The organism is Paenibacillus rhizovicinus (assembly GCF_010365285.1).
Taxonomy (GTDB): Bacteria; Bacillota; Bacilli; order Paenibacillales; family Paenibacillaceae; genus Paenibacillus_Z; species Paenibacillus_Z rhizovicinus.
Map to the genome: position 1 here is coordinate 3,312,248 of NZ_CP048286.1, position 22,753 is coordinate 3,335,000.

Below are 22,753 nucleotides of genomic sequence, written 5' to 3' on the forward strand. Positions count from 1 at the left end.
ACGAACGCCGCCGTGTAAACCACGGCGCGCGTTTCATCAAACAGAAAGATAAGCAGCGCATACGTATTGGTAGACGTACTTATCTATTCGAAGAACAAGCAGTTACCGCCGCCCTTGCAGACAGCAGAACAAGCTTCTTCCCTATCGCCATCTCTGGCAAACGTCAAACTTAAGAACGAATAATGAGACCTGCCGCGCCGACTACGCCAGCATCGTTGCCGAGGATCGCAGGGACGATTTCAACGCCCACTTGCGCCATATCCGGAGCCGCTTTGCGGAATACCTCGCGAATTTGCTCGAATAGGAATTCGCCTGCTTTCGACACGCCGCCGCCAATGATAAAGCGCTGCGGATTCAGCACGACGGATACGGTCGCCATCGATTTGCCCAAGTAGAACGCCGCACGGTTAACGATGCGCGCCGCCACTTCGTCGCCGGCTTTCGCCGCGTCGATGACATCCTTCGCCATAATGTTCTCCACGAACGACAACGAGGTGCGGTCTCCGCGCTCGACGGCGTCTTTCGCCATGCGAATGATGCCCGTTGCGGACGATACCGTCTCGAGGCAGCCTTTGTTGCCGCAGTTGCATTGGATCGCTTCCAAATCAGGAACGATCGCCATATGTCCAAGCTCGCCGGCCATGCCTTTGGAGCCCTCGACGATTTTGCCGTTAATGATAACGCCGCCGCCAACGCCCGTTCCCAGCGTGTAGCATACGCAATCCGAGATGCCGCGGCCCGCGCCTGCCCATGCTTCGCCAAGCGCAGCTACGTTCGCATCGTTGTTCACGAGCACTTTCTTGCCCAGCTTCTCTTCCAAGATATCTTTCAGTGGTACATTATCAAAGAACAGGTTGACCGATTTGTGGACGAAGCCGCGCGGAATGTCCAAGAAACCGGCGATGCCGATACCGACGCCTTCTACTTGATCCCACTCAAATGTAGATTGTTCGACAATAAGACGGGCGTAAGCCGCTATGTTCTCGCAAACTACGTCCGACCCCTTCTCGACTTCCGTCGGTCCTTCGTACGTATGCAGAAGCTCGCCTTCGATATTGCAAATGCCTACTTTAATGGACGTTCCGCCAATATCAACACCAACAACAATTTTCTCTGACATCAATGGGCCACCTCTATAAATAATATAAGGATTTTGTGTTGCTTCCGTTCCAACTAAAACTATAAGCGAACCCTTCTAACCGGTCAAGGTGAAACGGCAGTCGCCGCAGGGGCAAGACCGCACATCCCAAGCATGTTCGCTGACATGAAGCGACGCTGTTCGTTAGTCCGAACAGCGTCCTCGTCGAATTCCCGCAATCGGTAAAATGCTGCTGCTTACAGTACCTGGCTCCAGTCGTGCACAGCATGGCCTTCCAGGAACTTCTCGCAATCCAGCGCAGCCATGCAGCCGCTTCCCGCCGCCGTGATCGCTTGGCGGTATTTGTGATCCTGTACGTCTCCGCAAGCGAAGATGCCAGGGATGTTCGTTTCGGACGTGCCCGGTTTTACGACCAGATAGCCCGTCTCGTCCGTCTCCAGCTGACCGTTCAGGAACTTCGTGTTCGGCGTATGGCCGATCGCTACGAAAATACCGTTCGTTTCGATGACTTCTTCTTCGCCTGTCTCGTTGTTCTTCACTTTCAGCCCGGTCACGCCCATGCCGTTCGCCACGACTTCCAGCGGCGTACGATCCAGCGCCCAGCTGATTTTGTTGTTCTCGCGAGCGCGGTCTTGCATGATTTTGGAGGCGCGCATTTCCGGACGGCGATGAACAAGCACAACTTCCGATGCGAAGCGCGTCAGGAAGTTCGCTTCTTCCATCGCGGAATCGCCGCCGCCGACGACGATGATCTTCTTCCCGCGGAAGAAGAAGCCGTCGCAGGTTGCGCAGGTGCTGACGCCGCGGCCAACATTCTCGCGCTCATTCGTGATGCCCAGGTACTTTGCGGATGCGCCGGTCGAAATGATCAGTGCCTCGGCCTGCAGTTCGCCTTGGCCTTCTACTTGAAGCGTGAACGGACGTTTCGACGTATCGACGGAATTCACCCAGCCGGTACGGAATTCCGCTCCGAAACGCTCCGCTTGCTTGCGCATGTTCGCCATCAGATCGGGCCCCATGATGCCTTCGGGGAATCCTGGGAAGTTCTCGACTTCCGTCGTCGTCGTCAATTGCCCGCCCGGTTCCGGACCTTCGATAACCAATGGGTTCATATTAGCGCGAGCCAGGTAGATGGCGGCCGTTAGTCCTGCAGGGCCTGTTCCGATAATGATTGCTTTGTACACGAATGTTGCCTCCTTATGCGATTGTGCTCCCTTTATTCACGGTGATCCGCCAGTGATGGGAAAGCCATTCTCATTTTTTCTTTGATACCGCATATTTCATCAATGCGCTTGGCGCATTTGCTGACGGTCGCGATCGAGACACCGTAACGCTGCGAAACCTCGTGGTACGAAATTTCGCGGCGATGCATTTTAGCGGTCAAATATTCAAGCGCGGCAGCCCAGCCCTCTACTTTTCCAAGCTTCGGCACATCCGGGTAAACACGCGACAAGAATTCGATCCACAAGGTGAGCAGATCATGCTGCTGCACCAAATCGTAATGTTTATTCATCCGCACGAGCGCGGCTTCCAGAACGGACTGCCATTTATCTTCCCAAACCGGTAAGCGCGAAGGCATCCGGCTATGCTCGATGACCGTTTCCTTGCCTTCAAGAATGGCGTTCAGCGATTCGTGCACGCCGATGGAGCGAAGCACGAAGATCGCAATCCGCTTCAGGTAATCGTCTTCCTGCGGCTCGACGATAAACTCGCGCAGTGCATCTTTCACTTCATTATCGGCAATCATGCCGAGCGCTTGAATCACTTGCAGTTTCGTATGGCGATCGCCGTGACGCAGCGCCCAGAAGAAGGACGAACGTACGAGCGGGTCCCGCTTCATATGGTCCGGCAGCGATTCCGTCGATTTCTCCCACAGTTTAAACTGTTCTTCGAACGGAAGATGGTAGTGATAGCTTGCGGGAGCCGCATGCTGACCGTTCTCCATCCGTTCCAGTTGTTCCATGTAGTAGCCGGGCACATGCGAATCCGGATCCAGCTTCTTCACTTGCTGCCACAAGCGGCGCGACTCGGCGTAACGCCCTATATTGCAGGCTGCAACGGCCGCATAGTGGAACAAACAAGGATCGGACTTCAACGCGCCATCCTTCAAGAGACGCGTGAAATGACGATAAGCTTCCCCATGCTCCCCTAGAATGCCCATCGTCGTTGCCAGCTTAAACACATGCTCTTGATGAAAAGGAACGGTCTTGCACAACAGTTCCACCAGCGGTACAAGCTTCTCCTTGTCTCCGGCATGCTGATAGAAAATCGCCAAGTTGCAGAGCGCGTGCAGATTGCCGGGTTCCAGATCCAACACCTGTTTGATCGTCTCCAAAGCTTTATCGAAAATGCCCATGTAATAATAGGCCAGCGCCAAATTATTCCGCGCCGCGAGGAAATCCCCGTTCTTCTCGACAATACTCTCGAGCAGCCGAACCGCTTCTACGAACTTGCCTTCTTCCAGCATCGACCTTGCGCGGTCATGCTCGAAGAACCCTTCCCGCGCCTTGATGAACGCCAACTTCGTCGGTCGTTCCAGTTCGAAGTGCAGCAGTTCCATCATATCTTCCGCTTCCTCGAGAAACTGCCCTTCGGCGTCTTCCTCCAGATAGCGCACGAGGGAATCTTCCGCCGCTTCATACATTTCCATGTTGGCGAAATTGTTCGCCATATAAAAATGACATTCCGTCATTTCAGGATCGAGCTCGTCGACGATCGAGAGGAGGATGCGGTTGGATTCCTCATAATTCCCCATCTCAGACAAAATTCCCGCCATATTGCAATGGTTGACGGGATTATCCGGCTCGTATTCGGCCGCACGCCGGAAATATTTCAGTGCCTTGTCATAATGATATCGATCCATCGAACGAACCGCTCGCTCGAAGAAGAACGTTGCGTCCCACTGAATAGGTATGATTTTCGTGCTGCGTCCGGCTACCGCAATTTTCTTTTCTTTCATAACACAAGGCACCTCCTTTGGATGCATACCCGAGCAGCGAACGCAGTTCGCGACCAGGGTTGGTTGCATACCCGAGCAGCGAACGCAGTTCGCGACCAGGGTTGGTTGCATACCCGAGCAGCGAACGCAGTTCGCGACCAAGGTCGGCTGCACAGGTCAGTAGTACTCCTAGGTGCGCAAGAAATTATGCACATTAGTACGACCAGCCCCGTTCAAAGTTTCTACGATTATACCATAGCGCGGCCTATCCTTACACGAAAGAATATGTGGCAAATCGCGGGCATTGGCCCGCGATTCGAGTTGGTGGCCGCTCAAGGCGGCCGTATAAGCGGCTTCGGCCGGCGGGGCCGGTACTAGGCGTCTGTCCGACGGAGTCGCATTAGCATCGCTATCCTTCGACTGCGTGCATCGGACAGACGCCTTGGCGTCTGTCCGACGGAGTCGCATTTGCATCGCTATCCTTCGACTGCGTGCATCGGACAGGCGCCTTGGCGTCTGTCCGACGGAGTCGCATTAGCATCGCTATCCTTCGACTGCGTGCATCGGACAGACGCCTTGGCGTCTGTCCGACGGAGTCGCATTAGCATCGCTATCCTTCGACTGCGTGCATCGGACAGACGCCTAAATGCCCGCGTTTTTGAAGAGCGTGCTGATGGAGCCGCCTTCGATGATAATCCGTGTCGTTTCCGCTAAGATCGGAGCTACCGACAGAACCTTGAAGCGGTCGGAACGGTTGTCCGGGAGCGCGATCGTGTCGGTGACGATGACTTCTTTAATATTTGGATGGTCCAATCGCTGCAGGGCAGGGCCCGAGAAGAGCGGATGCGTCGCGCACACGTAAACGTCCTCGGCGCCGCGTTCCTTGAGGCCTTCCACGACGTTTACGATGGTGCCGCCCGTATCGATCATGTCCTCGATAATAATCGGCGTTCCACCCTCGACATCGCCGATGACGTGAGTGATGTTGGATTCGTTGTGAGCCTGACGCTTCTTGATCATGATCGCGAACGGCGCGTCCAGATAGTTCGCCAGCTTCTCCGCCGTCGACGCACGGCCGGCATCCGGAGAAACGACGACCGGATTCTTGATGTTCTTCGATTTCAGGTAATCGCTGATCAGGTCCAGACCTGTCAAATGATCCACTGGAATATTGAAGAAGCCTTGGATCGCCGGCGCATGAAGATCAATCGTGATTACGCGCGTCGCGCCAACCGTCGTGAGTACATCGGCAAGCATCTTGGCCGAAATCGGTTCGCGCGGAGCCGCTTTGCGTTCTTGGCGCGCATAACCGTAATACGGCACGATGATGTTAACGGTACGGGCGGAAGCACGCTTCGCCGCGTCAATCATGACGAGCAGCTCGACAAAGTGATCGTTGATGGGATGCGAGAACGATTGAACCAGGAACACGTCGCAGTTACGGATCGTCTCCTCGTAGTGAACATAGATCTCGCCGCTTTTAAACCGGGACACTTTGATTTTACCGAGCGGAAGCCCGAGCTCTTCGCTGATTCGTTCAGCCAATTTTGGATTCGAGGAACCCGAGAAAATACGCAGCTTGTCGCTAAACAACATAATACCCTCCTGAGCGATTGGACCACTAAATTGATAAGCCTCTTCCCTTCAAGACTACAGGGAAGCAAAACAGTAACGACTGTCCTTTGGGTATCTTCAATACCGCTTGTTTCGACAACTTTCATTATACATGGAATTTATAATAATTCAAAAAACGATCTCTAGGGATTACCCGCCATGTACCCGCTTCAACCGGCATCTCGCGTGACAATGCGCCTTCTAACGCGGTTTGTCCCCGCGTTTATGCATTTTCTGCAGGCCTGAACACGACAGAACCGAGCGTGCTGGCGGCAGGCTCGGCTAAGGCAGCCAGTCCTCCGCTGATGCTAGGAGGATGGCTTGGTCTTATTATGGCGGCGTCCTAGCTCCGTCATGACTTCGTCCAGCGACAGCCCGCGCTCGCGCAGCAGCACCATCAGATGGAATACGAGATCGCTCGTTTCGCAGCGGAGCTCGTCGTTATCTTTGTTCTTGGCCGCGATGATGACTTCCGCCGATTCTTCGCCGACCTTCTTGAGGATTTTGTCCACGCCTTTCTCGAACAAATACGTCGTATAGGCGCCTTCCGGACGCTCGACGTAGCGCTGCGCGATGGTAGCTTCCAATTGATTCAGCATCGCGAAACGATCGCTCGACTGCTGGAATGCGCTCGCGCCCGATTCCGTTCCTTTCACGCCTTGGATCTCTCCTGTGAAGCAGCTGTACGTTCCCGTATGGCAAGCCGGTCCGGTTTGCTCCACGCGGACGAGCAGCGTGTCGCCGTCGCAGTCGTAATGCATGGACACGATGCGCTGCGTATGGCCGCTAGTCGCGCCTTTGTGCCATAGCTCATTTCGCGAACGGCTCCAGAACCATGTTTCGCCGGATTCCACGGAGCGCGCGAGCGACTCCCCGTTCATGTAGGCCATCATCAATACTTCTTTGCTGGCAGCGTCCTGTACGATAGCCGGGACTAAACCCGCCTCGTTCCATTTGATCTCCGCCGCAGCTGCCTCAACTGTTTTGCTTGTGCTCATCGAATCTCGACCCCTTTCAGCCGCAAGTCGTCCTTCACATCGCGGATCGTCATTTCTTTATAGTGAAAAATCGTTGCCGCCAGGCCTGCATCGGCATGGCCTTGCAAGAACACATCATGAAAATGCTCCACTTTGCCCGCTCCGCCGGAAGCGATGACGGGAATGCCGAGCGAATCCGATACGGCCCGCGTCAGCTTCACGTCGAAGCCGTCTTTCGTTCCGTCCGCATCCATGCTCGTCAGCAGAATTTCACCGGCTCCGAGCTGCTCGACTTCCTTCGCCCAAGCGAGTGCCTTGATGCCGGTTGCCGTCCGTCCGCCGTGCGTGAACACTTCCCATTCGCCCCATGCCGCATTGAATTTCGCGTCGATGGCTACCACAATGCATTGCGAGCCGAACTTCTTCGCGCCGTCCTTCACCAGCGACGGGTTTTTGACTGCTGCCGTATTGATGCCGATTTTGTCGGCCCCTGCCCGCAGCAGCCGCTTCATATCGTCGACGTGGGAGATGCCGCCGCCAACCGTGAACGGAATGGTAATTTCGCCAGCTGTTCGCTTGACGACTTCCACCATCGTTGCCCGGCCTTCCACCGAAGCCGAAATATCCAGAAACACCAGCTCGTCGGCGCCTTCCTTATCGTAAATCGCCGCTAGTTCGACGGGATCGCCGGCGTCACGCAGATTAACGAAGTTAACGCCCTTTACGACGCGTCCGTCCTTCACGTCCAGACACGGGATTATCCGTTTGGCTAACATTATGGACGCTCCATTCTAAAAGTTTGTAAGTGAACCCTGCGCTGGGGTTACCAGCTAGAAAATCAAAAGCGCTTCTATTGGGGATCTAATGACGAATCGGTTCGCGCGCTCCAGTAAGAGCAAGGAAATTATGCAGCAGGCTCATGCCGAGATCGCCGCTTTTCTCCGGATGGAACTGCATCCCGTACACGTTGCCTCGGCCGACGATAGCTGTCACTTGACCGTTATAGTCGGTCGTCGCGAGCAGATCGTCCGCGCGCTCCGGCTTCGCATGATACGAATGCACGAAGTACACATGACCCTGCTCAAGGCCATCGAACAATGGCGTGTTCTGGCGGAAGTCCAGCTTGTTCCAGCCCATATGAGGTACTTTGAAATCACCCTTGAACCGGATAACTGTGCCCGGCAGCAGGTTCAGCCCTTTATGCGGGCCATACTCCTCGCTCTCGGTGAACAGCAGCTGCATGCCGAGGCAAATGCCGAGCAATGGTTTACCGGACGCCGCGTAATAGCGCGTCACTTCGTCCAAGCCGGTATTTTGCAAATTTTGCATCGCGTCGCCGAATGCTCCGACGCCTGGCAGAATTGCGCCGTCCGCTTCCATGATCTCCTTCGCGTCCGCCGTGACGACCGCCTCGTAGCCGAGACGTTCGACAGCCTTGCTGACGCTGTGCAAATTGCCCATGCCGTAATCGATGATCGCGATCATCCTACAGCACTCCTTTCGTCGAAGGCACTCCTTGCACGCGCGGGTCGATGCTTGTCGCCTCGTCAAGCGCGCGGCCAAGCGCCTTGAATACCGCTTCGATCATATGATGCGTGTTCAAGCCGTAATGCACGATGACATGCAGGTTCATGCGCGCCTCAAGCGCCAGCTTCCACAGGAATTCGTGCACGAGCTCCGTCGAGAAGCTGCCGACTTGTTGGGACGGATACTGCGCCCGGTACTCGAAGTGCGGCCGGTTGCTCAAGTCGATGACGACCTGTGCCAGCGCTTCGTCCATCGGCACGAATACCGAAGCATAACGTTTGATACCGCGTTTGTCGCCAAGCGCCTCGCGAATCGTCTGCCCGAGGCAGATGCCGATGTCTTCGACCGTGTGATGGTCGTCGATATCCACGTCGCCGCGTGCTTCGACGGTAAGGTCGAATTGGCCGTGCTTGGTGAACAGATCAAGCATATGATTCAGGAACGGCACGTCCGTCTCGATCTTGGAAACGCCCGTACCGTCGATGCCGAATGCGAGCGTAATGTCCGTCTCGTTTGTCTTGCGCGCCACATCGGCTGCGCGAATTACGTTATCCGCCATAGTAAACATCCTTCTTTCGCTTCATCTTATCTTGAAACGTGCTGCCGAGAAAGCAACCCGCAATCCCTCGCAAACCGCAGCATCGAACATATGCAGCGTTACTCGGGCTATTAGGCGGCAAGTCAGCCGCCCGCCTTCGCCTAGCGCTCCCGCTCCAGCCGAATCTCGATGGCTCTCGCGTGCGCTTCCAGGCCCTCGTGACGAGCAAGCGTAATAATTTGGTCGCCGTTCGTCATCAGCGCGTCCTTGCTGTAGTAGATCAAGCTCGACTTCTTCATGAAATCGTCTACGTTTACCGGCGAAGAGAAACGCGCCGTGCCATTGGTCGGCAGGATATGATTCGGACCGGCAAAATAATCGCCCACCGGTTCCGAGCTATACGGTCCGACGAAGATCGCACCCGCGTTCTCGATCCGGCCCAGCAGCGTCATCGGCTCGGCCGTCATGATTTCCAAGTGCTCCGGCGCCATGCGATTTACGACGGCAATGGCATCCTCCATGGAGTCGGCAAGCAGTATAGCGCCATAGCCTTCAATCGACTGACGGGCCGTACCCTCCCGGGGCAGCGTCGACAGCTGCTGCTCGACTTCTACCGCTACGGCATCTCCAAGCGCTTCCGAAGTCGTGACGAGGATTGCCGACGCCATCTCGTCGTGCTCCGCCTGTGACAGCAGATCAGCCGCGACATAAGCGGGATCCGCCGTCTCGTCGGCAAGCACGACGATTTCGCTCGGTCCCGCAATGCTGTCGATCGCCACTACGCCGAACACGGCGCGTTTGGCGAGCGCGACATAGATGTTGCCGGGTCCGCAAATTTTATCTACCGGCGGAATCGTCTCCGTCCCGTAAGCCAAAGCAGCTATCGCTTGCGCGCCCCCGATACGGTACATCTCTTTGACGCCCGCTTCCGCGGCGGCAACCAGAATGTACGGATCGATGCCTGTTTTGCCGCCTGTAGAAGGCGGCGTCACCATGACGATCTCCGGTACGCCTGCTACTTGCGCCGGAATGACGTTCATCAGCACCGACGACGGATAAGCCGCCTTCCCGCCAGGAACGTATACCCCGACGCGCTTCAGCGGCCGCAGCAGTTGTCCCAGCATCGTGCCGTCCGGCTGCACGTCCACCCAGGACTGGCGCAGCTGCTTCTCGTGGAAGGCGCGGATGTTGGCCGCCGCCTGACGAATTGCCGTCAGAAAGTCGGCATCGACACGATCATAGGCCGACTGGATTTCTTGTTCCGTGACGCGAAGCGCCGCGGCGTCCAATTGAACCCGGTCCAGCTGCTCCGTGTATCGCAGCAATGCCGCGTCGCCTTCCGTACGGATCGCCTCGACGATTTGGGCGACCGTTTCATTTTGCTCCGGTGAACCATAGTCCACTTTGCGCGTCAATCCAAACTGCTCCGCTCGCAGCTTTCGCATACCGATCCGCTCCTTTCGCGCTTGCTCTATAATGATGGCAGCCTTTCTTAGAGGTACGCCCGCGGTCCATTCGTGCTTACTTCACCAAGAGCTTCCTCTTCGAGAATATCAACACTCGGGAAGCACTTGGGAATTGGGACGCCTCGAACTCCCCTTGCTGCCTGATGACTGCTCTTACACGCCTGGCTTAGCAGCGATCGCGTTCTGCAGCTTATCGCAGAGGCTCTGAATCGCCTCGTTCTTCATCCGATAGCTCACGCGGTTCGCGATCAGCCGGCTCGTAATGCTGAAGATCGACTCCATCTCGACAAGCCCGTTCTCACGGAGCGTCTGCCCCGTCTCCACCATATCGACGATCCGGTCGGCCAGACCGATCAACGGAGCCAGCTCGATAGAACCATTCAGCTTGATGACTTCAACCTGCTGTCCTTGTTCCCGAAAATATTGCGACGCGATGCTAGGGTACTTCGTCGCTACCCGGGGATGGATGACCGGCTTCCAATCCGGGAGACCGATGACGGACATGCGGCATTTTGCAATGCCGAGGTCCAGCAGCTCGTAAACGTCCTTGTTTTCCTCCATCAATACGTCCTTGCCGACGATGCCGATATCAGCGACGCCGTACTCCACGTAAGTCGGCACATCGACCGGCTTCGCCATGATGAACGACATGCCCGCTTCCGGCAGCTCGATGATCAGCTTGCGCGTATCGTCGAAATCGCTCGGAATCGGCACGCCCGCTTCTCTGAACAGCTTCGAAGCTACTTTATAAATACGACCCTTCGGCATCGCAACCTTCAACAGTTCGCGACCCGAATCCGCCGTCTGCAGTTCCTGATTATTCATAGCCAGCCTACTCCCTTCCCCGATTGCCGCCGAAGTAGGTCAGCAGCTTCGTAAATGCAACGCCCTTGTACCGCACTTGTTCGTCATTCGTGCCAGCTGCCGCGGCATCGCGCAATACTTGCTCCGCATCCGCATCCATCCGCTCCGTGACGACCGACACGGCAGCTCCGCTCTCACGCAGCTCGCGCGCCTTGTCAAGCGCCGCTGCACGGCCTTCCGCATCGTAGGCGATCAGGATGCGCTCAACTTTCGCTTCGCTGTCCCCATCCCCGATGAGTTCCAGAATCCGCGTCGTTTTCAACGCGAACCCCGTCGCAGGTGCCGGTCGGCCAAACTGTTTCAACAAATTGTCATACCGGCCTCCGCTCGCTACAGGGAAACCCAAATCAGCCGCATACGCCTCGAACGTCATGCCCGTGTAATACTTAAAGTCACCAATCATCGTCAAATCGATCAGCACATGCTCGCAAACGCCGTACGCCGCAAGGGCATCCCACATTTCGCACAGATGGCGGATGGAAGCCTGCGCCGTTGCGTCCAAGCTGAGCGCCAGCGCCTGATTGCAAATTTCTTGTCCGCCGCGCAGACGCGTGATGCCTTCCAGTTCGCTGCGCATCGCATCGGATAGCGTCAAAGAACGCAATTTCTCCCGGTAGCCGACATAGTCGCGCCCGAGCAGGAACGATTTCAGTTCCTCCTGCGCCTCATGCTCGCCGGGCAGCGCCTCCTCGAACAAGCCGTTCAAGAAGCCGACATGACCGATCGCGATTTTAAACCGATTCACGCCAGCCGCCTTCAACGAAGCGATAGCGAGGGCGACCACTTCCGCATCCGCATCCGGAGACGCATCGCCGACTAGCTCCACGCCAGTTTGGAAGAACTCCGCTTCGCGTCCGGCTTCTTCTTCGATCGCCCGGAACACGCTGGAATGATAAGACAGACGAATCGGGAATTGGACGTCCTTCAGAACGGAGGAAACCACCCTCGCGATCGGCGCCGTCATGTCAGACCGCAGCACGAGCGTCGTACCGCGATTATTAAGCAGCTTGAACAGCTTCTGGTCCGACGTCGAGCTTGCCACGCCTACCGTATCGTAATACTCCATAGTCGGGGTCATAATTTGCTCATAGCCCCATGAGCCCATGCAAGCGAGCACTTGATTTTCGATTTGTCTCAGCTTCGCCACCGCATGCGGCAGATAATCCTTGACCCCAATCGGTTTCTCGAACACCTTCGGTTTGGACATTTATATTCACCCACAGCGCTTTAGTTTATTAACGTGTTACCATATTACCATACTGCCAAAATAAAGGATTAGTCGTAATAATACCACGGCGTCGGGGTTCCGTCAATACGGCCCGCACCTTCACGTATGGCTAATTGCGTGCATTCTTACCGGCAACGGTTCCCCGTTTCCTCTTTCTCTTCTCGCCGATTATCCAAACTTCCCGGAGCGCGCTTGCCTTGCATCCGCCTTCGGCATCATTCTTGTTTCCGCCCCATTGCCGTTTTACGTAAGCGTAACATCCGCCTGCCCTGCTTGTCCTCCCAAGCATTAATCAGCAGCTTTGCCAGCACAATGGTCACGATCGCGGTGCCGAACGCGCCGAACTCCAACAAAAACCGGGAAGCATCGCTTCCCGGTTTTGGCATGCGGGTACCTTCTTTCATTAAATCGATCAACGCGTTCGGATTATCGTCCTCCCCGCCGGCATTGACGCGGTAACCGTTTCGCTGACCGTAAGCATTAATGCCGCTTTTGACCGTAAACGTGATGTCGATGCCGATCTTATGGCAAATGCGCAGGACAGCCATATTGTAGGCTCCATAAGGAAAGGCGAGGATGTTGTCTTTGCTGCCGAGATGCTGACCCAGAATCGTGTCTGCTTTCGTCAAATCGGTTTTGACGCGAGCCAGGTATTCCTTCGTCGTTTCACTGCGTTTCAACTTCTTCACGTACATCGGTGCTTCCAACATCGGCAGCTGCTTGCCGCCTTTTCCGTCGTGTGACGCATAGGCATGGGAATCAAACGTGTGGTTGTAGAAGTCGTAACCGTTCCGGTGCATTTGCTCCACCTGGTTCCAAGTGAGCTTCGGAATGCCGATATGCCGCGGATTGCCAACGGTATTCACGATCAAGAAATTCGTAGCGGGCACATGAAATTGCTTCAGGACGGGATACGTATCCGTATAATACGATTCATAGCCGTCGTCGAACGTCATCAGCACGGCATTGTCCGGCACGGGCGCATCCTTCAAAATAAACTGTTTGTATTGTTCCATCGTAATCCAATGAAAATTGTTTTTTTTCATCAGCGACAGCTGCTGTTTAAATTTTGCCAGCGATAACGCCTTGTCATCCTTAGGCTTGATGGCCACTTCATGATACATCAGCACGATAACCCGATTACGGTAATAGATGCCGTGCGGCGTAGCGGTCTCGACGCTCGCCGATGACGCGCCTGATGTAGAGTGCCCCGCCGATATCGGCTTTCGTGTCGGTCCGCTTCGTCGAGCAACCGGAGCAACGGATCTATGCGGGAGCCGTTTGAGATGGAGAAAATATCCGCCCGTCAGCAAGGCGCCGAGGGCAACCAATACCGCCATTACAGTCATCTTTCGACTCATGCCGCTCACTGCTCCCGTCTTCTTTGGATCTCTTGCATTGGATTTCCACCGACGAATGTTCCCGGCTTCACGTCCTTATGGACCACCGAACCCGCGGCAACGACGGCACGGTCCCCGATCGTCACGCCTGGCAGGATCGTCGTGTTGGCGCCGATCATCACCTCTGAGCCGATACGAACTTGACCGAGCCGGTACTCCCCGATTAAATATTCATGCGTTAGGATTGTCGTATTGTAGCCGATAATCGAATTGTCACCGACCACGATCTTTTCCGGGAAAAACACGTCGACCATCACCATCAGCGCAAATGCGGAGTGGCGCCCTACCTGCATCCCTAGCATATGCCGGTAAATCCAATTTTTTACCGGCAAGGAGGGACAGTAGCGCGCCACCTGTATGAATAGAAAGTTGCGAATGACCTTCCAGCGGCTGATGGTACGGTATACCTGCCAAAGCGCGTTTGGCCCTTCCACAGGATAACGCTCCACGTTTCTCAAGCCGTTTACTCCAATCCCGCCAAAGCGAATAGATCGCGCATGTCGTGGATGATATGCCGCGCGCCGCTCTCCTTCAGCACAACCTCGCCTTTGAGCGACCAAGCCACGCCGACGGAAACAACGCCTGCCGCTTCCGCGGATTGAATATCGACGATGCTGTCGCCGACCATCATCGCTTCGCCAGGCTCGATGCCCAGCGCATCCAATGCACGCTGTACGGGTTCCGGATCCGGTTTCGGATGCGTCACGTCCTCGATCGTTACGATAGCGCCGGGTTCTACATAATCGTAGAGCCCTACATAACGGAGACCACGCTCGGTAGTCAATCGTATCTTCGTCGTGACGATTCCGATCCGAATACCGGCTTCATGAAGCTTTGCAAATACGTCTGTCACATACGGGAAAGCGGAAACGTACTCGTCATGCAGCCGCAAGTTGATCTCCCGATAAGCCAAGACCAGATCCTCGACCTGCTCACGTCCCGAGAACAACTGCAGCTGCTTCGTCAGCGGGAGCCCCATGCTCGGAATGATATGTTCCCGACTAAACTCGGACGGAACGACGCCTTTCAGCGCATCCAAGAACGTCTGGATAATCAATTCGTTGGTATCCATTATGGTCCCGTCCAAGTCAAACAAAATCGCTTTCAGTTGAGTTGCCATTCTTCTTGAAAGACTCCCTTACTCTTTAATGCTCGAATCGTCCGTGCGATCCACGGACTCTCTGCCGGAATGCTCGACTGTCGCCTCATCGGAAGTAACGGACGAACCTTTCTTCTCTTCCGCGCCTGCAGGAAGACCGGTTTTAAAGTTAATGATTGGGTCGAGGTAGCGTTCGGAAGCCGCACCCGTACGGCGGCGAATGATAATCATCGCGATCGAGGCAAGAATGAGCAATACCGCCAGCAGCTGCGAGATTCGAATATTGCCGTATGCCGGATCCAGATAACCTTGCGTGAAGCCTGCGGCCTTCAGTGGCGACCAGAGCGCATTCATGAAGGAGGCAGCCCAGTCCGCGCCAAGGAAAGCTAAGCTGTCCGTACGAAGACCTTCCACGTAGAAGCGTCCGAGGGAATACCAGATGAAATAAGCGAAAAGCAATTCTCCCGCACGCAGGAACGGCCGGCGGCGAAGCACGAGGAAGATCACCAGACCGAGCAGATTCCATAAGGACTCGTACAAGAAGGTCGGATGATGGAATACGCCCTCGACATTCATTTGATTGACGATCCAATTGGGCAGGTGCAGCGTATGGCGCAGGAAATTCTCCGAAGCCTCTCCGCCATAGGCCTCTTGATTGACGAAGTTGCCCCATCGTCCGATCATTTGACCCGCGATCAGCGAAGGCGCGCAGATATCGGCGATCCGCCAGAAGCTGTATCCCTTGTTTCTGAAATAGATGATGCCGCAAGTGAAAGCCCCGATCAGCGCACCATAGATGGCGATACCGCCATTCCATATCTTAAACACATCAACGAGGTGGTTCTTATATTCATTCCATTGGAACGCTACAAAATAGATGCGTGCCCCGATAATCGCTGACGGTACGCCAAACAACAATAAATCCATGAAAAAGTCCGGCGACAGCCCGAAGCGCTTTCCTTCTTGTACCGCAAGCAGCAAACCGACCAGTGCCGCGGTTCCCAGAATGATCCCGTACCAATGCACACTAATCGAACCCAGCGAGAACGCTATCGGATCTAAACGTAATCCAAACATGCCGCATCAAGGCTCCTTTCTTATTATCCGTATTGGTTGTTCGTCTCTATTCTCGCATCAGACGTTCAATCGAAATCATCGGAATCTTCCGCGATCGTTTCCGTCAGTTTGTTCGTAAACTGCAGCGCCGCGTTGTATCCCATTCGTTTCAGCCTGAAGTTCATCGCTGCCACCTCGATAATGACGGCCAAGTTTCGTCCAGGCCGAACCGGAACCGTAACGATCGGCACATCCGTATCGATAATCCGGGTCGTCTCTTCATCTAGGCCGAGACGATCATACTGCTTGTCCGCCTGCCAATTCTCCAGCTTAATGACGACGCTAATCCGCTTGTTGTTTCGAACGGCGCCAGCACCGAATAACGTCATCACGTTAATAATGCCAAGACCGCGAATCTCAAGCAAATGACGAATCAATTCAGGGGCCGTGCCGTGCAGTTGACCATCCGAGGTCTGCCGGATTTCAACGGCATCATCGGCTACAAGCCGGTGGCTGCGTTTGACGAGTTCAAGAGCGGTTTCGCTTTTACCGATGCCGCTGCCGCCCGTAATGAGCATGCCTACGCCATAAACATCCACGAGAACACCATGAATCGTAGCGGAAGGCGCCAGCTTGCGTTCCAGGAAATTAGTGATGCGGCTCAAGAAAATCGTTGTAGCGGCATTACTGCGCAATACCGGAATTTGACGCGTATTCGACTGCTCCAGCAATTCCGCCGGTGCGTCCAATCCCCGCGTAATGATAAAGCATGGGGTCTCGTCATCGAAAAGACGTTCGACACGGTCCATCCGCTCTTGACTGGAGAGCGTGTCCATAAACGTAATTTCCGTTTTACCGAGAATCTGCACCCGTTCCTTCGGGTAGTAATCGAAGTAACCCGCCATCTCAAGTCCCGGACGCGACAAATCATCAAGCGTAATGCTGCGTTTCAGGCCATCCTCGCCACTTAAGATCTCGAGCTGAAACTGGCTCACCAGATCCGAAACTTTCACTTTCTTGCCCATCGATTGGCCTCCTCAAAATCGCAGCCGACTACGAGTTGAATTAGTAATAAAAATATCCAGATGTATTCATCCTATAGGAAATAAGCCCTGAAAGCAACGCCCTTACGGGACCGGAACAAGGCAAGCACGCATCCGGCATATGCGCTAAGCAAAAAACAGCCGTCCGATTGAATCGGACGGCTGCTTATGTGAAAGGAATGATTTAAATTAAACTTCGAATACGTTCAGTTCGCTTTCTTTATCGAAGATATGAACTTTGTTCATATCCAGAGCGAGCTTCACGTTCGTACCTTCTTTAACGCCAGAGCGGCCGTCAACACGTGCGATAACGGAGTCTTTGCCCAGGCCGTTCAGGTACAGGAACATTTCGTGACCGAGGTTCTCAGCAACTTCAACGTGAGCGTTCACGATCGTTTGCGGGGAAGCTTCGTGGAACACAGGCTCTTCGTGCAGATCTTCTGGACGGATACCAAGGATGATTTCTTTGCCGATCAGACCTTTATCACGCAGTTGTTGCGCTTTGCCGTCTGGAACAAGAACATCGATGTTTGTCGCTTTGAAGCGAACTGCGCCGCCAGCTTCAGCAAGCGTACCTGTGATGAAGTTCATCGAAGGAGCGCCGATAAAGCCTGCTACGAAGATGTTAACCGGGTGGTTATACAGTTCTTCTGGGGAAGCAGCTTGTTGAATGATACCGTCTTTCATAACAACGATACGGTCACCCATTGTCATTGCTTCGATTTGGTCATGTGTTACGTAGATAACGGTTGTTTCCAGACGTTTAGCCAGTTTGGAAATTTCCGCACGCATTTGACCACGAAGTTTAGCATCCAAGTTGGAGAGCGGCTCATCCATCAAGAATACTTGCGGCTCACGAACGATAGCACGGCCGAGAGCGACACGTTGACGTTGACCACCGGACAATGCTTTTGGTTTACGGTCAAGCAGATGTTCAATATCTAGAATTTTAGCGGCTTCACGAACGCGTTTGTCGATTTCCGCTTTTTTGAATTTACGAAGTTTAAGACCGAACGCCATGTTTTGATAAACGTTCATGTGTGGGTAGAGGGCATACGATTGGAATACCATCGCGATGTCACGATCTTTAGGGGCTACGTCATTAACTAGACGCTCGCCGATGAACAGTTTACCTTCGGAGATTTCCTCAAGACCGGCGATCATACGAAGCGTTGTGGATTTACCGCAACCGGATGGACCGACAAGAACCAAGAATTCTTTGTCTTTGATATCAAGGTTGAAATCTTTAACCGAAGCGAGATCAGTACCCGCATATTTTTTGTAAACGTGCTCTAAGCGTACACCAGCCATTTGTATTTCCCCCTAACGATTATTGTCTTTCCATACGTTTAGTTTATATCAGTGCTGTCCAATTGACTATGCACATACTTTACAAAAAAACTATGCCCTTTTCGTCACTTTATACAATAGTAAAATGATTTTGACGAGTACAGCGTCTCGGAACTGCCGGACATCCAGTTCTGTCTCCTGTTTAAGCTTGTCCAAACGGTAAAGCAGCGTATTGCGATGGATATATAACTTCTTCGCGGTTTCGCTGACATTGCAGTCCAAGGAGAAGAAGGTTTCAAGCGTCGTCAAGATTTCCGGATCCAAGAAGGCATCCGTCCGTTTCAAAGCCTGCTCCACGAATTTAATGCGATGGGGTTCGGGAATCGTGTTCAACAGTCGCTCTAGATGAAGCAGCCATGGCAGATGAATATTCGATCCGATATGGAACGCTCTCCCTAGATGAACGGTTTCCCTAAGCAATGCCGTTGTCCCTACGATGGAATTGGCCGGCGATAGTGGATGGGATACCGCCAAATGGCATTCTCCAATCCATTCGCTTTCCAGCATTTCATGCAGGCCGAATGCGATCGAGGCCAGGCTTTCCTCAAGTGACTCTTCGTCTTCCTCATCGCGTTCGCCCGATTGCGCATCATTAATGAGGGAAGCTGGGCCGAGAATTAGCCACTCCTGATCTTTCAAAGGAATAATCAGCACTTCCTCCGCAAGAAACGTCCGCAGCAGCTTCTCCAGTTCGCCGAAGCTTTCGCCATTCGGTTCGGATTGTTCGCAAACGAGAAGAAAAGGAATCATGGAAGAAAACAATCTGCCTCTGGATATAAGACGGTCAGGCAGCAGCAGCTTCGGTTCGCTTGCATCCAACTGCTCGTCAATCCATGTGCCAAGCTCTCTTGCGTACCGTTCCGATTCTGTCATGCCTTCATAATGCTTCGAACGATCGGCGAGAATTTGACTCGCAGTCCAGCCAATTAGCCGCAGCTCCATTTCGCTGAACGGCTGCCGGTTCACCTCCAGAACATGAACCTGATCGGCTTCCTGTTCAAGAGCAAACCAGATTGCTCCCTCCGCACCGCTTACATAATCGCCAATTGTAACCGCATTCGTTTTAGGCTTTTGCAATCCATCGTTTTGATGACGGCCTTGTTCATTGCTCAGCAATAACCAGTCTTCAATCGGGAGCTTATGCTCTCGGACCGGGCAATCCAGAACCGCTTGCAATTGCATGATCCATTTTGCATCACTCATGGGCTTGCCCCTATCCATCGGCGCGAGAAGCGCTTTTAATGGACAGTATATCACATAAGACTGTTTTTTTCAGCTTAAGGCCAGCAGCAGAACGAGCGACAGGAGAGAGAAAAGCGCAGCGACTAAATAAATGAAGGAGACCGTTTGGATCTGTGTAAGCCCCCATTTCATAAGTACGTGGTGGGTATGAAGCTTGTCGGCACGATGCAGGCCCTTGCCCGACAACAGTCTGCGCAGCATCACGATTGCCGTATCTAATATAGGTACTCCAAGCGCCAGGAACGGCACTGCTACCGTAACGAGCGTTGCGCTTTTAAATGCACCGTCGACTGCGGTAACCGCCAACGCGTATCCAAGGAACGTCGCTCCGGCGTCGCCCATGAAGATTCGTGCCGGGTAGAAATTATAAAACAAGAAGGCCGCGCAAGCAGCAACCAGAATAACCGCGAGCAGCGCAGTCGGATATTGTTGTTTGAACAGCGCCGCAATAAATAACGTCAAGGACGATAACGTCGACACGCCTGAAGCTAATCCATCTACGCCATCAATAAAATTGATCATATTAATTAGAGCAAACACCCAAATAATCGAACTAACGATGCCGAGCCAATGCGGAAATATAATCATCCCGTGCGGACTCGACAGCCCCTCGATTTCAATATCGAATAACAACGGGATTGCAGCTACGGCCATATAAGCAATGACGCGCGGCCACACCGGGAAATCGGCGCCACGCGACTTAGACGCATCGTCTATGAGCCCAATGACGACAAGAATGAATCCCCCTATACAAATCGTCAAACTAAGCGGTGTAATGCCCTGGAACATAAACAGCGTAACCACAACGCCGAAATAAAGTGCAGCACCACCCATAAGCGGTACCGGAGCTTTATGAATCTTGCGGGCGTTCGGACGATCGACGAATCCAAACCGGATTGCATACTTGCGAAGAATCGGAACCAGTATAGCAACAATTGCAAAACAAACGAGTGCCGACAATCCATATTTCATCGTGCTGCAGAACCCCCTGGAATCACAGTTGTGTCTGTCTTTTATGTCTTTGCGTTCAGTTTGCCCGCTGTCGGATGAAATACTCCGCTTGAATAAACACAAAAAAACCTGCAGGTCTAAGACCTACAGGTGTAATGGTATCGAAATGGTGAGTCATGTAGGATTCGAACCTACGACACCCTGATTAAAAGTCAGGTGCTCTACCAACTGAGCTAATGACTCTCATTAAAAAAATGGTGGAGGGCGATGGATTCGAACCACCGAACCGTGAGGAAGAGATTTACAGTCTCCCGCGTTTGGCCACTTCGCTAGCCCTCCGTATATGACAAAAGGTATTACCTTTTGAACATAAATGGTGGCTCGGGACGGAATCGAACCGCCGACACGAGGATTTTCAGTCCTCTGCTCTACCAACTGAGCTACCGAGCCTTAAATTAAAAAAAATGGCGGAGCCGACGGGATTCGAACCCGCGGTCTCCTGCGTGACAGGCAGGCATGTTGGGCCACTACACCACGGCTCCGCGTTTGTAAAGATGGTGGAGGCTGACGGGATCGAACCGCCGACCCTCTGCTTGTAAGGCAGATGCTCTCCCAGCTGAGCTAAGCCTCCAGGGAATGTGGTAGCGGCGAAGGGACTCGAACCCCCGACCCTCCGGGTATGAACCGAATGCTCTAGCCAGCTGAGCTACACCGCCACATTGTTGCCTCATCATACTGCTTGTCCATTATAACTGAGGCAGTTATAAGGATCAGGTTTAGACATCGCCAAACGTCTTTGCAATCAGTTTTTAACAAGCCGCGCTTGACGGTTGTTCTTCGCTGAATTACACCCTGAAAACTGGATACGAACCTTTGCGAAGGTTTCTTGCATTAGCTGAAACGAGTTGTTCTTGGATAAGCCCTCGACCGATTAGTATTCGTCAGCTCCACGCATTGCTGCGCTTCCACCTCGAACCTATCAACCTCGTCGTCTTCAAGGGGTCTTACATACTGGGAAATCTCATCTTGAGGGGGGCTTCACGCTTAGATGCTTTCAGCGCTTATCCCGTCCGCACTTGGCTACCCAGCGATGCTCCTGGCGGAACAACTGGTACACCAGCGGTGCGTCCATCCCGGTCCTCTCGTACTAAGGACAGCTCCTCTCAAATTTCCTGCGCCCACGACAGATAGGGACCGAACTGTCTCACGACGTTCTGAACCCAGCTCGCGTACCGCTTTAATGGGCGAACAGCCCAACCCTTGGGACCTACTTCAGCCCCAGGATGCGATGAGCCGACATCGAGGTGCCAAACCTCCCCGTCGATGTGGACTCTTGGGGGAGATAAGCCTGTTATCCCCAGGGTAGCTTTTATCCGTTGAGCGATGGCCCTTCCATGCGGTACCACCGGATCACTAAGCCCGACTTTCGTCCCTGCTCGACTTGTAGGTCTCGCAGTCAAGCTCCCTTATGCCTTTGCACGCTACGAATGATTTCCAACCATTCTGAGGGAACCTTTGGGCGCCTCCGTTACATTTTAGGAGGCGACCGCCCCAGTCAAACTGCCCACCTGACACGGTCCCTGTACCGGATTACGGTACCAGGTTAGAACTCCGATACGATCAGGGTGGTATCCCAACGATGCCTCCATCGAAGCTGGCGCTCCGATTTCTAAGGCTCCCACCTATCCTGTACAGATCGTACCAAAGTCCAATATCAAGCTGCAGTAAAGCTCCATGGGGTCTTTCCGTCTTGTCGCGGGTAACCTGCATCTTCACAGGTATTAAAATTTCACCGGATCTCTCGTTGAGACAGCGCCCAAGTCGTTACGCCATTCGTGCGGGTCAGAATTTACCTGACAAGGAATTTCGCTACCTTAGGACCGTTATAGTTACGGCCGCCGTTTACTGGGGCTTCGGTTCATAGCTTCGCCTTGCGGCTAACCACTCCCCTTAACCTTCCAGCACCGGGCAGGCGTCAGCCCGTATACTTCGCCTTACGGCTTCGCACAGACCTGTGTTTTTGCTAAACAGTCGCTTGGGCCTTTTCACTGCGGCCCCCTCGGGCTATTCACCCTACCGAGGCACCCCTTCTCCCGAAGTTACGGGGTCATTTTGCCGAGTTCCTTAACGAGAGTTCTTCCGAGCGCCTTAGCATACTCTGCTCGACTACCTGTGTCGGTTTGCGGTACGGGCACCTTCACCTGGCTAGAGGCTTTTCTTGGCAGCCTGAACTCATGACCTTCGCTACTGCAATTTTCGCTCCCCATCACAGCCCAGCCTTATCGATGTGCGGATTTGCCTACACATCAGCCTCACTGCTTGGACGGACATCCATCAGTCCGCGTCACTATCCTTCTGCGT

Annotated in this window: 19 protein-coding genes, 6 tRNA genes and 1 rRNA gene (1 of these 26 only partly in view); all 26 read right to left on the reverse strand. The window is 53.8% G+C overall.

The window, feature by feature from the left end:
- Positions 1-169 precede the first annotated feature (169 nt).
- Positions 170-1,120, reverse strand: a complete 951-nt coding sequence (locus GZH47_RS14765) for an ROK family glucokinase (protein WP_162640759.1) — start codon at positions 1,118-1,120, stop codon at positions 170-172.
- 215 nt (positions 1,121-1,335) lie between these two features.
- A complete protein-coding gene (trxB, locus tag GZH47_RS14770) occupies positions 1,336-2,283 on the reverse strand; it encodes a thioredoxin-disulfide reductase (protein ID WP_162640760.1) in 948 nt (315 codons plus the stop codon).
- A gap of 32 nt (positions 2,284-2,315) precedes the next feature.
- Complete coding sequence (locus GZH47_RS14775; protein ID WP_162640761.1) at positions 2,316-4,058, reverse strand: tetratricopeptide repeat protein; 1,743 nt, start codon at positions 4,056-4,058, stop codon at positions 2,316-2,318.
- Positions 4,059-4,679: 621 nt separating this feature from the next.
- Positions 4,680-5,630, reverse strand: a complete 951-nt coding sequence (locus GZH47_RS14780) for a ribose-phosphate diphosphokinase (protein ID WP_162645257.1) — start codon at positions 5,628-5,630, stop codon at positions 4,680-4,682.
- Positions 5,631-5,959: 329 nt separating this feature from the next.
- Positions 5,960-6,649: a bifunctional phosphoribosyl-AMP cyclohydrolase/phosphoribosyl-ATP diphosphatase HisIE gene (hisIE, locus tag GZH47_RS14785; protein ID WP_162640762.1), complete on the reverse strand. Its 690-nt coding sequence runs from the start codon at positions 6,647-6,649 to the stop codon at positions 5,960-5,962.
- Positions 6,646-7,404, reverse strand: a complete 759-nt coding sequence (gene hisF / locus GZH47_RS14790; RefSeq protein ID WP_162640763.1) for an imidazole glycerol phosphate synthase subunit HisF — start codon at positions 7,402-7,404, stop codon at positions 6,646-6,648. The genes hisIE and hisF overlap by 4 nt, the downstream gene beginning before the upstream one ends.
- An 85-nt stretch (positions 7,405-7,489) precedes the next feature.
- Complete coding sequence (gene hisH / locus GZH47_RS14795; RefSeq protein ID WP_162640764.1) at positions 7,490-8,113, reverse strand: imidazole glycerol phosphate synthase subunit HisH; 624 nt, start codon at positions 8,111-8,113, stop codon at positions 7,490-7,492.
- Between the two features lies 1 nt (position 8,114).
- Entirely contained in the window at positions 8,115-8,714 is a 600-nt protein-coding gene (gene hisB / locus GZH47_RS14800) for an imidazoleglycerol-phosphate dehydratase HisB (RefSeq protein ID WP_192043609.1), read from the reverse strand.
- 140 nt (positions 8,715-8,854) lie between these two features.
- Positions 8,855-10,138, reverse strand: a complete 1,284-nt coding sequence (gene hisD, locus GZH47_RS14805) for a histidinol dehydrogenase (protein ID WP_162640766.1) — start codon at positions 10,136-10,138, stop codon at positions 8,855-8,857.
- A gap of 174 nt (positions 10,139-10,312) precedes the next feature.
- Complete coding sequence (hisG, locus tag GZH47_RS14810) at positions 10,313-10,984, reverse strand: ATP phosphoribosyltransferase (protein WP_162640767.1); 672 nt, start codon at positions 10,982-10,984, stop codon at positions 10,313-10,315.
- A gap of 7 nt (positions 10,985-10,991) precedes the next feature.
- Positions 10,992-12,230, reverse strand: a complete 1,239-nt coding sequence (locus tag GZH47_RS14815; RefSeq protein WP_162640768.1) for an ATP phosphoribosyltransferase regulatory subunit — start codon at positions 12,228-12,230, stop codon at positions 10,992-10,994.
- A 236-nt stretch (positions 12,231-12,466) separates the two neighbouring features.
- The gene (locus tag GZH47_RS14820) at positions 12,467-13,612 is read right to left on the reverse strand and encodes a polysaccharide deacetylase family protein (RefSeq protein ID WP_225446495.1); all 1,146 of its coding nucleotides are present in this window, start codon (positions 13,610-13,612) and stop codon (positions 12,467-12,469) included.
- A gap of 5 nt (positions 13,613-13,617) precedes the next feature.
- On the reverse strand, positions 13,618-14,109 hold the full coding sequence (locus GZH47_RS14825; RefSeq protein ID WP_162640769.1) for an acyltransferase: 492 nt from the start codon (positions 14,107-14,109) through the stop codon (positions 13,618-13,620).
- Between the two features lie 5 nt (positions 14,110-14,114).
- On the reverse strand, positions 14,115-14,771 hold the full coding sequence (locus GZH47_RS14830) for an HAD-IA family hydrolase (protein WP_162640770.1): 657 nt from the start codon (positions 14,769-14,771) through the stop codon (positions 14,115-14,117).
- 18 nt (positions 14,772-14,789) lie between these two features.
- Positions 14,790-15,827, reverse strand: coding sequence for a prolipoprotein diacylglyceryl transferase (gene lgt / locus GZH47_RS14835; RefSeq protein ID WP_162640771.1), 1,038 nt, complete (start codon positions 15,825-15,827; stop codon positions 14,790-14,792).
- Positions 15,828-15,892: 65 nt separating this feature from the next.
- Complete coding sequence (hprK, locus tag GZH47_RS14840; RefSeq protein ID WP_162640772.1) at positions 15,893-16,831, reverse strand: HPr(Ser) kinase/phosphatase; 939 nt, start codon at positions 16,829-16,831, stop codon at positions 15,893-15,895.
- 207 nt (positions 16,832-17,038) lie between these two features.
- Positions 17,039-18,160, reverse strand: a complete 1,122-nt coding sequence (locus GZH47_RS14845) for an ABC transporter ATP-binding protein (RefSeq protein WP_161705410.1) — start codon at positions 18,158-18,160, stop codon at positions 17,039-17,041.
- A gap of 90 nt (positions 18,161-18,250) precedes the next feature.
- Positions 18,251-19,402: a PucR family transcriptional regulator gene (locus tag GZH47_RS14850; protein WP_162640773.1), complete on the reverse strand. Its 1,152-nt coding sequence runs from the start codon at positions 19,400-19,402 to the stop codon at positions 18,251-18,253.
- A 69-nt stretch (positions 19,403-19,471) separates the two neighbouring features.
- Entirely contained in the window at positions 19,472-20,413 is a 942-nt protein-coding gene (locus GZH47_RS14855; protein ID WP_162640774.1) for an MraY family glycosyltransferase, read from the reverse strand.
- 146 nt (positions 20,414-20,559) lie between these two features.
- Positions 20,560-20,635: transfer RNA gene (locus GZH47_RS14860), tRNA-Lys, on the reverse strand.
- Between the two features lie 12 nt (positions 20,636-20,647).
- Positions 20,648-20,731: transfer RNA gene (locus GZH47_RS14865), tRNA-Tyr, on the reverse strand.
- Positions 20,732-20,766: 35 nt separating this feature from the next.
- Positions 20,767-20,842, reverse strand: a tRNA-Phe gene (locus GZH47_RS14870).
- A gap of 15 nt (positions 20,843-20,857) precedes the next feature.
- Positions 20,858-20,934 (reverse strand) — tRNA-Asp (locus GZH47_RS14875).
- 13 nt (positions 20,935-20,947) lie between these two features.
- Positions 20,948-21,023, reverse strand: a tRNA-Val gene (locus GZH47_RS14880).
- Between the two features lie 8 nt (positions 21,024-21,031).
- Positions 21,032-21,108 (reverse strand) — tRNA-Met (locus GZH47_RS14885).
- Positions 21,109-21,303: 195 nt separating this feature from the next.
- Positions 21,304-22,753 (reverse strand): 23S ribosomal RNA (locus GZH47_RS14890); it runs 1,477 nt beyond the window's last position.